The 14195-nt window shown below is 44.3% G+C and carries 13 protein-coding genes; 5 read left to right on the top strand and 8 right to left on the bottom strand.

Annotated elements, in window-relative coordinates; all coding sequences use genetic code 11:
* Window positions 1-210 precede the first annotated feature (210 nt).
* Window positions 211-1134, bottom strand: coding sequence for an NlpC/P60 family protein (locus JYE50_RS13650; RefSeq protein ID WP_084096147.1), 924 nt, complete (start codon window positions 1132-1134; stop codon window positions 211-213).
* A gap of 238 nt (window positions 1135-1372) precedes the next feature.
* Here JYE50_RS13650 and JYE50_RS13645 point away from each other — a divergent pair, with 238 nt between their 5' ends.
* Window positions 1373-1933 carry a hypothetical protein gene (locus JYE50_RS13645; protein WP_084096146.1) on the top strand — a complete coding sequence of 187 codons (561 nt, stop codon included), beginning with the start codon at window positions 1373-1375 and terminating at the stop codon, window positions 1931-1933.
* Between the two features lie 220 nt (window positions 1934-2153).
* A complete protein-coding gene (gene cysK / locus JYE50_RS13640; protein WP_084096145.1) occupies window positions 2154-3083 on the top strand; it encodes a cysteine synthase A in 930 nt (309 codons plus the stop codon).
* A gap of 71 nt (window positions 3084-3154) precedes the next feature.
* Here the strand turns inward: cysK and JYE50_RS13635 are convergent, their stop codons facing one another.
* Both JYE50_RS13635 and JYE50_RS13630 read right to left on the bottom strand, forming a co-directional pair.
* A complete protein-coding gene (locus JYE50_RS13635; protein ID WP_084096144.1) occupies window positions 3155-3736 on the bottom strand; it encodes a replicative helicase loader/inhibitor in 582 nt (193 codons plus the stop codon).
* The gene (locus JYE50_RS13630) at window positions 3699-4472 is read right to left on the bottom strand and encodes a hypothetical protein (protein ID WP_084096143.1); all 774 of its coding nucleotides are present in this window, start codon (window positions 4470-4472) and stop codon (window positions 3699-3701) included. The genes JYE50_RS13635 and JYE50_RS13630 overlap by 38 nt, the downstream gene beginning before the upstream one ends.
* A gap of 385 nt (window positions 4473-4857) precedes the next feature.
* Between JYE50_RS13630 and JYE50_RS13625 the strand changes: the two genes are divergently transcribed.
* The gene (locus JYE50_RS13625; RefSeq protein ID WP_084096142.1) at window positions 4858-5523 is read left to right on the top strand and encodes a hypothetical protein; all 666 of its coding nucleotides are present in this window, start codon (window positions 4858-4860) and stop codon (window positions 5521-5523) included.
* Window positions 5524-5590: 67 nt separating this feature from the next.
* Here JYE50_RS13625 and JYE50_RS13620 read toward each other — a convergent pair whose 3' ends face one another.
* Window positions 5591-6016 carry a zinc ribbon domain-containing protein gene (locus tag JYE50_RS13620; RefSeq protein ID WP_084096141.1) on the bottom strand — a complete coding sequence of 142 codons (426 nt, stop codon included), beginning with the start codon at window positions 6014-6016 and terminating at the stop codon, window positions 5591-5593.
* 417 nt (window positions 6017-6433) lie between these two features.
* Between JYE50_RS13620 and JYE50_RS13615 the strand changes: the two genes are divergently transcribed.
* Window positions 6434-7270, top strand: a complete 837-nt coding sequence (locus JYE50_RS13615) for a MerR family transcriptional regulator (RefSeq protein ID WP_084096140.1) — start codon at window positions 6434-6436, stop codon at window positions 7268-7270.
* A 234-nt stretch (window positions 7271-7504) separates the two neighbouring features.
* Here JYE50_RS13615 and JYE50_RS13610 read toward each other — a convergent pair whose 3' ends face one another.
* The 4 genes from JYE50_RS13610 to JYE50_RS13595 form a co-directional block, all read right to left on the bottom strand.
* Window positions 7505-9148 (bottom strand): hypothetical protein, encoded by a 1644-nt coding sequence (locus JYE50_RS13610; protein ID WP_084096139.1) that lies wholly within the window; start codon window positions 9146-9148, stop codon window positions 7505-7507.
* A gap of 34 nt (window positions 9149-9182) precedes the next feature.
* A complete protein-coding gene (locus JYE50_RS13605; protein ID WP_084096138.1) occupies window positions 9183-10088 on the bottom strand; it encodes an exonuclease domain-containing protein in 906 nt (301 codons plus the stop codon).
* On the bottom strand, window positions 10085-10576 hold the full coding sequence (locus JYE50_RS13600) for a hypothetical protein (protein WP_084096137.1): 492 nt from the start codon (window positions 10574-10576) through the stop codon (window positions 10085-10087). Before JYE50_RS13600 ends, JYE50_RS13605 begins: the two co-directional genes overlap by 4 nt.
* A gap of 237 nt (window positions 10577-10813) precedes the next feature.
* Window positions 10814-12937: a zinc-ribbon domain-containing protein gene (locus JYE50_RS13595; RefSeq protein ID WP_084096136.1), complete on the bottom strand. Its 2124-nt coding sequence runs from the start codon at window positions 12935-12937 to the stop codon at window positions 10814-10816.
* 394 nt (window positions 12938-13331) lie between these two features.
* Here JYE50_RS13595 and JYE50_RS13590 point away from each other — a divergent pair, with 394 nt between their 5' ends.
* The gene (locus JYE50_RS13590) at window positions 13332-14180 is read left to right on the top strand and encodes a hypothetical protein (protein ID WP_084096135.1); all 849 of its coding nucleotides are present in this window, start codon (window positions 13332-13334) and stop codon (window positions 14178-14180) included.
* Window positions 14181-14195 lie beyond the last annotated feature (15 nt).

Here is a 14195-nt window from a genome sequence, read left to right as displayed (position 1 = left end):
TCGTAGCGCCCGGAAATAGAGCCAGTGGCTCTATTTCAGTGGAGAACGGGCGGCAGCCCCGGGCCACGCAGTGGAGTCGAGGAATCCCTTACTACGCCGCAGGCTCATATAATCAAAGAAACAGCACCCAAGGTGCTGTTTCTTCAACATTTTTCAGTAGCGTCTGCTTGCAGACGCAATAATTCTGAATTCTGAATTCTGCATTCTGCATTATTCTGGTCTGTACCAGCAGTAATACTTCACATCACTCATATTCACCGCTGTCAGGATGTATCCCCCGTCATTCATCACAAACCAGTTATAATCTGTTTTCTGTACGTGTTCGTGTACCGGGGCGTCCTCCGGTGCCGGTCCCAGGATGGACACAGCCACACCGCCGTCTGTTGTTGTACACCTGCCGTATTTCTCCGGGCACCCGTCAATCAGCTTCTGGAACCTTTCGCCGTAGAAGGGGCTCAGCCCGCAGTGGATCACCAGCGGATAATCCAGCCAGGCTGCCAGGGCGGGTTCCTCCTCAGCGGTATAGCCGAAATCCCGCAGCGTCCCGATGTACATCATGATATGCCTGGACCGTGTTGCCTCGTGCTTGATTACCAGCAGGTCGCCGATCTGCAGCGTATCCTTCAGCTGTTCATAGGGCGGCATCTCATTTCCTTCCCGGGAATCATACACATGATACCGGCGCAGCTCCCACAGGGTCATCATATCGGACAGGGTGGGATGCGCCTCCCTGCCGCAGGCCTTGTACACATGCCGGGTAAATCCTGTGCAGTCCAGGCCGTAGAAGTATCTTTTCCCGGGCTGAAAATATCCGGAACCTTTCTCGCAGAGTTTCACAAAGTAATCCGGGTAGGCCATGTAAAACCAGCCGTTTCCCTTTGATCCGCTCAGTCCGCCGAAGAAATAAGGAACCCCGTAAGGAAACAGCGGTTCAATGTCTTTCCCGGTCATTTCCTCATACCGCCTTACAAAGGGATTCCCCTCCTCCAGCAGTTCAAAGGCGGCTTCCAGCAGGTCCGTGTTTTTCTTTTCCGCTCCCGCCGTTCCAATAAGGGAAACCAGCAGCATCACCGCCAGCAGCATCGCCGCGGCTCTGATCCGTTTCCCGTATCGTCCTGCCATCTGTACCGCCATTCCGGAATGCCTCCCGACCGTTTTTCTTTCCTGCCGCCCAGTATACCACAAACAGCGGGCAGCGGCAGGCCGGCCATCCGGTTTTTTATAGAAAAGCCGGCCGTTCTCTTATCCGGAGACAGGGCGGTAATGAACGTTTCAGAAAAAATGCAGCTGTTCAAGGTTATTTAAAGGTTCCTCCCGGATAATACAGTTGTTCCCGATGGGAACAGAATAATCCGAAAGGAGAACAAAAATCATGAAAAGCAAAAAATCCATTCTGATCGTACTGGCACTGATGATCGCGGCCTGTCTGAGCGTTGCCGCGCTGGCCGAAGAACCGGCTGAAATCGCCGCTGATACCGCGGCCGCTGATGCGGCTAAGGCAGCCGCCGAGGATGCCCAGGCCGCGGCTGATGCCGCGCAGGCTGAATCCACTGCTCTGACCGAAGCCCTGGAGGCATACAGCAAGGCGAAAGCCGAAAGCAGGAAGCTCGAAGTCCTGACCAGCCTGAAAGAAGAACTTGATGGCTACGTGGCTGACGGAGCCCTGACGCAGGAGCAGGCTGACCTGATCCTGAAATACTATGCCGAACAGCTGACCCTCATGCAGCAGAACGGTACCGGTTTCGGCCGGGACGGCAGAGGCGGACACGGCGGGAAAGGTTTCGGAAAAGACCGGATGGACGACTCCTTTTCCGGCAGCGGTCTGAACGGCCGGAATGGCTTCGGCGGAAGACAGGGCCGCTTCGGCACCACTGTCCCGGCACAGCAGCAGGCTCCGGCAGCTCCTGCTGACCAGGACACCAGCGGCATCTGAGTCCGGATGTCCCCGGCATCGCCCAAACGGGCGGTGCCTTTTTGATATGGCTCCGTTCTGATCCTCCGGCGGATTCATCGGGTGGTTTCAGATCTCCCGGGCCGTATCCTTAATACATAAAAACTGCTGCTTCCTGTTTGTTTTTTCACTTGTATACAATCCCTTCCTTCTGTATAATAGTCCTACATGTTATAGGGTAATTCCCGGAGGTGTATCGGTTATGGTATATAACACAATCCTTGACGCGGTGGGCAATACACCCATGGTCCGGCTGAACCGGATGCCGGAGGAAGGCAGTGCCGAAATCCTGGTCAAGGTGGAAGCGCTGAACGTCGGCGGCTCCATCAAAACCCGTACCGCGCTGAATATGATCGAACAGGCGGAAAAGGAAGGTCTCCTTTCCCCGGACAGCATCATCGTAGAGCCCACCAGCGGCAACCAGGGTATCGGTCTGGCGCTGGTCGGTGCGGTCAAAGGCTACCGGACAATCATCATCATGCCGGACTCCGTCAGTGAGGAGCGGCGGAAACTGATCCGTCATTACGGAGCGGAAGTCAAGCTCATCCATGACGCCGGAGATATCGGAAAGTGCATGGAGGAGTGCCTGAACTGCGCCATGGAAATGAAGGCGAAAAACCCGAAGGTCTTCGTTCCCCAGCAGTTTGAAAACCCGAACAACACCCTGGCCCATAAAAAGCATACCGCCCTGGAGATCATGGCCCAGGTGGCCGGACCGATCCACGGCTACTGCAGCGGCATCGGCACCGGCGGCACCCTCACCGGCATCGGCGAAGTGCTCAAAGCCCAGTATCCGGACCTGGAGATCTGGGCCGTGGAACCGGAAAACGCTGCCATCCTGGCCGGAGGCACCATCGGCACCCATATCCAGATGGGCATCGGCGACGGCATCATTCCGGATATCCTGAACCGGGAAATCTATGATGACATCTACGTGGTCACAGACGCGGAAGCCCTGGAAACCGCCCGCCGCCTCGCCAAAGAAGAGGGCCTGGTCTGCGGCATCTCCAGCGGCACCAACGTTGCCGCCGCCCTGAAGCTGGCCAAAAAGCTCGGGCCGGGGAAAACCGTGGTCACAGTTCTTCCCGACACCGCCGAGCGGTATTATTCCACCCCGCTTTTCGGAGTATGATTATCAAACACCTTCCGAATCAACCGGAAGGTGTTTTTAACCTAAAGATGATAATGTGTTTTCTATTGCTCTTAGAACTCTCTCTTCTCTTGCTCCCCCAGATGCATCTGCGGGATTCCTGCCAGAGGCATCAGCTCCTGTTTCAGTTCCTGGCGTGCGCGCCAGGAGCGTTTGAATCCGGCGGCAATGATGGTGTTAACCTCGCTGCTGTCCATCTGTGCCCATTCATGGAGCATGCGGGAGTTGCCGACAATTTCACGGATATCGGGAGGAAGCTTTTCATACTCTTCCCTGCTGTTATATAAACCTCGTGAAATGGCCCGGTATACCATGGCCCACGCCTCATTCTCCGTAGGTCCGTTCATCTGCTGTGTCTTTGCGATCCACATATTCAATGCACCGGGAGTAGGTGGAAAGCCCTTTGTGTCCGTGGCAATATAAGCCATAAGCGCCTGGTTCACCAGCTGATAGGGTGTAGCGTTAAAAACCTGCTGCCAGACTTTTGCCAGGGTTCTGGCATCCCTGTCCCGGACAAAAACAGGATAGATCGCCGTAATGGACGCAAGGATCTGATTAGTTTCTTCCATGTTCATCGCGTATATTTCCCCTTTCCGCTCATAAAGAAAAGGCCGGCTCAGCTTGCCTGTCTTCATTTGCCTCTTCCTTCAGGATGCTCAGGAACGGATTGATTGGAATGGACTTGGGAACGGAACGCGGATTGCTTCCGTCCTCATTCTGTGCTCGTGCCAGCCAGCTGTTGATAAACTTTTTCACCCCGCTTCTGGTTTTTCGCTTCTGGGGATTGGACAGACTCCATCCCCGCATGTTCCGCAGTTCCTGGAGTATATCAACTGCGGGATACAGTGTGGTATATTCTTCGACTTCTTCCCGGGTAACACCGTAGACAGAATTATCATTCAACGGTATTTCTGCCACCGGCAGTTCCTTCACTTCAGGTTTCGATCGCTTTTCAGCAATAACAACTGTCTTTTCAGCAGGTTTCTCCGGTTCCTCCGCAGGCTGAACTTTCACAGACTCATCCAGTTTTGTATTGTCCGCCTGTTCCGGAGTCGGATACTTATGCCGGGTATTCCGCAGCCGTTGGTCGTTCTCCCAGGAACAGATTTTCAGGTATTCCTCTTCATTTGCCATATATATGCAGAGCAGACCAAGCTTCTCCATATGTTTCAGGCTCTTCCGAATTGTTTCTCCGTCTATATCTGTTTTTCTTGGAAACAGGATATGAGACAACAGCGTCGGGTCCGCATATAAAACTCCGTAATCATCCACGCTTACAAGCAGGCGATGATATATCGATTCCTCCAACAAAGAAAGCATATTGAATTTCTTATCTGTCAGGATCGATTCCTTCAGAATTCTGTTTGGCATTTTTGAGCCTCCTTATTCGGTTTTATAAAGAATTCTTTTACTCCATTTTAATACTAAACCCGGCATCTGCTGTATTTCAAGTGTACAGTAACTGTCAATTACTTTCTTTTCGCTGTATATTTACTGCCTGCTTACTGCCAATTTGCTGCTGTCAGGAAACTGCTCCGCCATTAGCCCTTCTGTCAATGAACAATCAGAAAGATGTTCAGATCAACAAAGATTTACTTCGAAGCAGTTGGATTCGTATTCTATTCTCCTTCGGATTCTATATGGATTGGTATATAGCGGCATTTTGCGGCAGATTGCGGCAAGTTGCCGCAGGAATGAAAATACCGGCTTCGCCGTTCTATTTACAGTATCCTGTAAAACAAAGGAGGAGTTGATTATGAAAAAGCTGATTGCACTTCTTACCGCGTTGATCCTTTTATTCTCTTCTGTAGCATTTGCCGCAGACACTTATCTCCCTGCTGATGCACCGTTCGATACAGATGAATCCGGTCATCCCGTATTCACAAATCTGGAAGACGCGAATCAGCACGGTAATGGTGGTATGCTTGAATCAGATTACTATATAATCATTGTCGCAAAGGATAATACATATTATCGTATGATAGCGGATTTCGATGAAAACGCAAAAACGCTTTGGGAAGATTATATCTATTACCTCAGCACTGGTGACACTGATAAAATGAATGAGGCCTTCAGAGCATATCATAACTATAGTTCCACTCTTCCGGTGCGGTATGACAGTGAATTTACCGGTGATCCGACTGAACAGGCAGAGCTGGATATACTGACAGGTAAAACTGTGAGGGAAGTTAAAGAAGAAGGATATACTCTGCTCCCTTTCCACTATAGCGAAGAACCTGGTATCGCTTTTTTCATGCTCGAAAAGGGTTTCTTCAGATATAACATCGAACTGAATGAATCCTCTGATACTATTCAGGAATGCGCCGACCAGAGCAACTATGATGATCTGACGATCAAAAGCGTAAAATGGAGTGGTTCCTTTTCCTCGGATGCATATAAACTGGAATCTGTAAACAAATAATCCTGGTCCTGAATAATAGAAGCCCTGCAGAATCAAATCTGCAGGGCTTTGTATTATCATATATCATTTACTTCCGCCTGCCGGCGCCGCAGCTTTCGCAGGTTTTATAATCTTCATCCTGTGCTGTTCCGCAGTACGGGCAGAATACCATTTTCTTTTCCCTGGGCTTTTCCACCCTTACCACCACAGGCGCAGGCGCCGGGGCCGGCTTTTCCTCATGCGCAAGCCTTTCCGTAAAGTCCTCCACAGGTTCGGCCCCATAGTCCTCATAGTCCTTGCTTTGACCCGCCACGCGGACAATGCCGGCTCCAATAACCGCCAGAGCGACCAGGACAAGCACAACGATAAGAGCACTTCCTGCATCGTTTTGGGAGGAGAATGAGGAGTACGAATACCATCTGTCTGCGCTTGTTTTTACAGGGATGACAATCCCGGCAATAAGCACCGCAAAGCCGCCAATGATGATCTCTGTCAGAATTTTATTCTTTTTCATCGCTTCTCCCCTCCTGTATCAATCAACCGGGGCAGGTGTCCGCGTCGTTCTTTTCTTCCTCGCTTTCACCTGCCCCGGTCTATGGTTTTATCATACACGCGTCAGGTTTTATAATACAGGATGCAATCCGCAAATTACAAGGCTGTATTTTTCGTTCCGCGGCTTACGGTTCAGTGCCCTTGCAAACAGGTTACTGCTATTATAAGCAACAGGAATGGCAGACGCCATACCTCAGGGCAAAACGTTACTTAAACTTTACATGTTTTACAGCTTCAAAGAAAGCTTCGCCAATTCACAATTCATCACTCATCATTTATAATGAGTAACGATCAAAAACTGCTGAAAACTTTTTTGAAAAAGCTGTTGACCTTCCCCTGAACTGTAATGATACAACGTGGTTGAAAGGAGGAGCCGGATATGACAATCAAAGAATTCTCACGTTTGTGCGGCTGTAATCCCAAGACCATCCGGTACTATGACCACGTGGATCTGCTGAAACCGGTTAAGGTGGATTCCACTACCGGCTACCGGTACTATGATGAGGATCAGGCCCTGCAGTACGTGAAAATCAAAAATCTGCAAATCGCTGGATTCTCCATTGAGGAGATCAAAGGCCTTCTCGATGCCGATAACGATACGGTGTTCAACGCGTTCTCGGAAAAGATCAAAGATCAGGAAGACCGTCTCCGGAAAACCAGGGAAATCCAGCAGTCATATCTGGACGAAGTCAATCGTATGAAGGAAAAGGTAAGTCAATTCCGCAAAGGAGTACTGAATCTCACGGAAGACTACGATCCGATGGAGGAATTCGGAATCTCCGCAGAAGAATATAAGGAGATTCTGGACTCCCTGACCGGGTATCTGGAAAACCGTAAATTGTCGGAAATTCATTTTGATTATGATCTGCCTTCCGATGGAGTACAGCCTGAAGAAGAGCCGGAATACCTGGATATCCTGAACAGCCCGGACTATGAAGTGCTCTGTGAACAGCACGGATGGGAGCATGTACGGGAGGTCATGGACCGGTTTACTGTCCCTGATGACGGGAAAGAATACATGCTGCTCTTTGCCTTCTCTGAAGAGAAAGAGAACCAGATGTCATTGGCCACAGTCCTCGCCGTAATACTCGCGCGGAATGCGACAAAGCGGATGGAAACCCGCAAGGCCAATCCTAACTTTGGCTGCAATGTGACAAAGTCTGAAGACGGAAAGAATCACTTCTGGGTGCTGGTTGAAAAAAAGGAAAAAGAGTGAAACCCAGAAAATCCGTCTATAACAGCACATAAGAACAGCCCTGTGAACTTGAGTTCACAGGGCTTTATATCGTGCCAAAGGCGGGACTTGAATTATAGGGGGCCTGTAAATAGGCATATTTCCTTGTATCTGAGCCTTTTATCCCATACATTATAGTCAAATATATAAAAGGTCAAATGGGATCTTCGGATCTGTAAAGGGTAAACTTAAGGGTATAAATCATTATCTGCTTCTTTATGACAAATCAACATTCTCCAAAAAAGTTTCCTTCATGCAAACCAAGAATTGATTCGCTTTCCTAAGTATATCTGTAAACACATCGGCATAAGTTTTTTCATTCAGTTGAAAAACCTCAGAGATTTTTTCATATCCTTTCCCTTTTCGGTGACCAGTTCCTGTAGATCGAAGTTCCTGTAAATCCCGAAGAAATTTTATATGATCTTCAAACCCTTTGGCACCTTTGGCATATATCCAAGCTTCAAGCTTTCCGATGCCCTTAAGCGAATTTTTTTCATCATCTGGTACATTAGCTTCCCTAATTATGACCTTTTCGTTCAAAGAATCAATTAATACCTTTACAAGCGATAACACAAGATTATCAAACTCTTGTTGACTGTTTACCACTGGAATCCGGATGCCATTAAAATTATAATCATCTGAAACAGACAATGAAAGGAATAGTGGCCAGCCAAATTGTTGTTCCCATTTTTCATTTAATTCTATATAATTTGCAATAAATCGATGATCTTCCATATTTGAATCAACAAATGTGCATAGAAAATCTCTTTTATATGTCACTTCACTGATTCCTTCATCGCTGATGATATTATAAATCTTCCATACTTTTTGTTCTTCTTCAGGCAGATAGGTACCCAAATCCCCCAGAAAAGCAGAAATAATATCAGAATCCGTATGATGATTGTCTATTTCCATACTCCAAAATGATCCGCAAGTTATTCGCCCGTCTGTTATCTTATACAGTTCCGATTTTGATATATATTTTTGTAGCACTTCCCTACGGAAAAAAACAGGTGTGAAATATAAAGGCTCATCAGGATTTGAATTAAAGAAATTATTCAGCGTATTAGGATCACAGGAATGAGTTATCTTTTCACCCGTTGGAGCTTCACCTATAATAAAGTCCTCGTATTCCTTTTCTGGTTCAAAAGGCCAGTAACCACACTTCTCAATATTCATAGGCGGGAAGAGTTTCTTTCCCATAAGAACGCTATAACTCTTGTTCCTTGGTAATGATGATAATTCATTCCCCCAAAGACCATACCTGATGAATTCATCCGTATAGTCTTTATCAAAGGGTTCAAGACCATTTTCACTTAATGAGCCAGGCAATTCAGTGCGTATATCATAAAACAGAACTATGTATTTTTGTTTAGCAGCTGCATATTTATATAGGTATGTAGATCTTATATATATACTATCTTCATCTTCATATTTGATAACTGGTTCACATTCCCCATTATTATGAATTGCATAAAAACCATTCTTTTTTAAGTCCCAATATAAATTGTTTAGCAAGATGAATTCCTGTGATATCTCTATATAGTCCGGTCGAACGCCATAAAACTCACGATCAAAAATGATAGGTTCATACCCATCGTCTAACAAACACTTTTTATATACTGTTTTTCCCTCAGCTTGTTCGAAACCTGGATACGCACTTGTTCCGCGGCCAATGTCCCAAGATGCCCCTTCTTTAATTGCTAAAACCTGCTCTGCATCAACCAATCCGCACCAAAATGCAGCATCAGAATTGTTTATTGTTCTCCTACCTGCTATTTGTATCCATTGTTCCGTTCCTAGTGTATTTTTTATATACTCAACATTATCTTCCTGATAATAATACTCTTTTGCTGTCATAAAAAGATTCTCCAATTCTTTCACATAATATATATCAATTACCAATTAACAGAAAAAACTCTTCTGGCGATAAAATCCGTATTTTCCCTCCCTGTTCAATTATCTCCATGGCCTTTTTCTGTTTGCCGGAGATAAAACCAGGTCCATAATCAGGATAAACGCCTACAACAAGGTAGTCTGTTTTCCCTGATACAGATGTCATGGCTCTGCCGCCATGAATCATTATTAGCTTTTCCAAATCAGCTCGCTCATAGCCCTTTATATCTCCAGTGATACAGATTTTTAAGCCTGCTATTTTCCCATCCTGTACCTCGACATCTTCCCGGCAATGCGAATGCACCGGAAAGGTTGTTTCCGGGACAATATCATGTGGTATAAATGTGTTTGTCTTTGTATGTTCCGCCCGGACAGGGATGCGAGCAATAAGCGCTGCAAGATCTTCCATTTCAAAATGGTCTCTTATATGAAACAAAACATGTGCCAGCGCATCTACATCTGCAGCTGCGTTATGTACCTGATATTCATAACCAATCATTGCAGCAAGATCACATAATTTATATGAAGGAGCCTTTACTATGTTTTTAATCAAAGCGAGACTATCCAGATAAAAAATCCCTGGATCTTCCACTCCTGCCAGATAAAGTGCCTGCTCTGTTGCAGATAGGTCAAATCCGGCATTATGCGCAATCACAAGAGAAGAAGCCATCATATCTTTTAATGTTGACTCCCAATACTCAGCAAAACAAGGGGCATCTTCCACATCAGCTGCTGTTATACCATGTATGGCTACATTTGTTTTGCTGAAGGCACAATGAGGATTTATCAAGGAATATCCCTTGTTAACCAGCACATCATTATCAAGCAACTGCCAGCCTACAGCACATATAGAACCAACATTTTTCGCCTGAGCCGTTTCAACATCATAAAGCAGTATCTTCATATATCAGCCCCCGCATTCTTGTTTTTTCCATAGAAGATACGGCCAGCTTCAAGATTTGTGCGGTACATACAGCCATTATAAAATCGGTCATCCTTGTGTATGCATTCCTTTGCATCTGAACACCTATTAAAATCGTTGCAGCATCCAAAGGTGTCCGATATAAGATTACGGAAGATGCGCTGCTTCTTTGTCTTTAATGCTTGAAGACACTTCTCCAATTCGTTTGCAGCTGTGTTATTCGGTTTTAATGTAATGGGTTTCTTATCTTCTCCCATTATTTTCAACCGCGCTTGATCGTTATCACCCGGAATAAACTCAAACACCTTTTGTCCATAGAAAAAATAACTGCGACCATTTTTAACTTCCGATGAAGTAAAAACATCGTTATCCGTTTCTCCTTCAAAGATATACTGTTTATACAATGAATCAATATCATCATATGACATTGGAAAAGAAGGTCCACCTTCAAACATGGATAACTGTTCCATAAACAAACCTCCCTAGACCATATTCAATATTTTCACGTATACCCATAATATAGGGCTCTAAAGCACAGAGATAGAAAACATATATTTTATGATTTATGTCATAATACCATATTTTATATTGTGTATCAAAGGTTGCATACGATAGCAATATACTTTTACTGTTTTTTCAGAACACCAATACAGCAGATAAAGAGCTCATAACGGATAGCATACTTTTTTCATGTCTTGATCTCGCTATCAGTGTTTTTCTCTGCCCCTTTTTTGTTGTGCACAAATCGGGCAACCCTTACCCTTGTTTCGGGAATAGACAATAGCCTGCCATTCATGCCCTTTATCGCACTTCCACCATACCTTCTTTTCTGTGCCGGCAGGAATCATCTGAGGAGTCAAGTCTCCGTTCTTGGTTGGATGCCATTCTTTTGCTAGTTCCGGATTTGTTGTCGCCAGATCATTATAACCGGGAAGTACTTTTTGATTTGTACAATAAGGGCACCCATATCCCCCTACACGATCGTTTGGTGAAGACTGCCATTCATGTCCTTTTTCGCATATCCACCATACACGAACATTTGATCTAGCCGCAAACATTTCAGGAAGAAGCTTCCCATTCCTGGCTGGATGCCATTGCTTAGCTATTGCCGGATATTTCTGAGCTAATGAATTGCTCTGTATAACCTGCATATAACTGCTGCGTATATCATTAATATCTCTTTCTGTAGAAATGTCCGGTTCAAAAATCGCCAGTATCTGGAAAAGTGTATGGAGCATTGCATCAAGCTCAGCATATGTTGGATCAGGATTTATCTGTATCAAAGCATCACAAACTTTTACAGTATTTTCCTGTTCAAATTCACGGATACGAATCAGTCGTATTCCTTTTTCGTGGCAAATGTTATATTTTCGTTTGTCGCTTGCGGACTTATCATTACCCTTATGCCACGCTATACCATCATATTCAATTCCTGTTGAAATGGACGGCAAAAAGATATCAATTTCCATGGGCCCAATAAAAATATCCCGATATCCATTTATTGCATCAGGAAACACTCTCTTCAGATAGAAGAATACAACTTGTTCCGGCAGAGATGTATGATATCTTCTTGCACAGACTGGACAGTCATGACCTTGGCTTCTAGTCGAAACAGATGCTTTCCATTCATGGCCATACACGCATTGCCACCATATCTTTTTTTCGGACATAGTGGTAACTGCGTCTGGTGTCAAATCTTTGTTCTTTGTCGGATGCCATTCAGCCGCTATATCTGGGCTTTGTGAATCAAGATCATTAAAGCCTTTCAACACCATCAATCCACGACAAATAGGGCATCCTCTACCTGCTTTGCGACTATAGAGCAAGCTTTCCCATTCATGGCCACATTTCCCTAGCCACCATACCCTTTTTTCGGCACCGGCACTAACCATATTTGGTGTCAGAAATCCGTTTTTTACCGGATGCCATTCAGCTGCCAAATCAGGATGTGTTGTTTGAAGATCATTATAGCCAGGAAGCACTTTCTTTCCGGCACAGAATGGGCAGCCATTACCATTGCTTCGATTGCCAACTTGTTCCTGCCATTCATGCCCTTGCGAACAGATCCACCATACTTTTTTATCTGAATGCTCTTTTATATCATAAGGCATTAATGGCAAGTTTTTCGTTGGATGCCATTCGAGAGCCAACGAGGGATTTGTTGTCGCAAGATCCGTTTGCCCTTTAATCGGTAGCTTACCGCTACAATATGGGCACCCGTTGCCAGAAGATCTGCTATAAACTGCACAGCACCACTCATGGCCAAATTGATCTCTCCACCATACCTTTTTCTTGGATCCATAGCTTATCACATCGGGAGTATCCTCCCCGTTTTTTGTAGGATGCCATTCCGCAGCTAAATCAGGATGTGTTGTTTGAAGATCATTATATCCAGGAAGCACTTTCTTTCCAGCACAAATTGGGCAACCATTACCACTGCTTCGATTAGAAACCTGTTCCTGCCACTCATGCCCTTGCGAACAGATCCACCATACCTTCCTGTTTGAGTACTCTTTTATGTCTTCAGGTTTTAGTGGAGCGTTTCTCGTCGGGTGCCATTCAGAGGCCAAGAGTGGATTGGTAGTCCCCAAATCTGTTTGACCTTTGACAGGTAATTTCCCATTACAATAAGGGCATCCGCTTCCTTTAGCTCTATTATTAACAGAACTGCTCCATTCATGACCAAAGCTATCACACCACCAGACTTTTTTACCCGATCCAGCACTTATTTTATCGGGAGTCAAATCCCCATTTTTTGTTGGATGCCATTGTGCTGCTAAAGAAGGATATACCGATTGCAAGCTCTTTTCATCACACATTCCCTCTTGCATGGATATCACCTCTTTTTATATATATCCTCATGTGTAAGTAATTATAGCATGTGTATAAGAATAGCATATCATAAGCATCTGAAAAACAGCAACAACTACAAAATCAAAAATCCCTGTAAGTAATCATTTACAAGGTTTTTATATCGTGCCAAAGGTGGGACTTAAATTATAGGTGGCTTTTTAATAGGCGTATTCCGTTGTGTTTGAGTCGCGTTCATTATACATGAGGATCAAATACAAAAGATCAAATACGGTTGCCAGATCTTTAAAGAGTATATTAAACGATAATCTATTCACCATTCATCCCTTTATTCTCGGTATTCCTTTTCCCTTTCAGGCTTAAACTTTTTATGATAATATTATCATGAAAATATAAAAGGGTTGGGCATGAAAAATGATAGAAAACAAAAGCGATCTTCATTGTCCCTCACTAGAAGCACCTCTCATCATAAAGAATTACGTCAAAGGCGATATTGATTGCAATTACGAAAAATATTTACTTGAAATGATAAATCATTCAGTTTGGTTTCATCAGCATTTCAAAGCACCATTTATACCACCAGATAATGAAAATAACGGGCAATGTGATGCTTATTCTGCGGATTATGGACTAGACTTCAAACTAATTGCGAGTAAAACCCATTTACAAGCAATAAGTACACGTTCAGAGCAAATTGTCATTATGACAAAAGGACTGTATGCACATTGCGCGTCTAAAAACACAGGCCCTATGACTTATACACGTTTAGCACAAGCAATTAGAGGACTATCTATTGAAGAATTAATGATGATACAAAACAAAAAAACACGTGTTCAAGGATTAGAAAACGACATAAGTGAATATTTGGATACACTTAATACAAACAAAAATCTTCTATTGCTTTTCCCTTTTAGGTTTAGATTTGAAACGCCTGGTAATTCTAAAAATGATATTCTTACTATTGTGAAATTATTGAATAATAATTTCTCTGAATCACTTCAATATAGATCAAAACAATATGAGTCACTAGATACATTCTTCTCCTTTTTCTATGATTATACATTTGTTCTATGTAAATGGGATAAAGATCATTTATTATTCATAGAATCAATTCCCGTGGAAAAATCAAAAACTTTTATGCATCTTGCTTCAACCTATTGCCATAATTGGGATAAAAAATATGACTTTTTTCTCCAAAGATTAAAAGAAAAAAATACAACAATGAAACAGATAAGAGATTGTCTGATTAGCATGGATATATGACTCAAACAGAAAAGA

Origin of the sequence: Aristaeella lactis, from assembly GCF_018118585.1 — a bacterium.
Lineage (GTDB): Bacteria > Bacillota > Clostridia > Christensenellales > Aristaeellaceae > Aristaeella > Aristaeella lactis.
The sequence above is the reverse complement of the archived record's forward strand: the minus strand, read 5'-3'. Positions and strand labels throughout refer to the sequence as shown.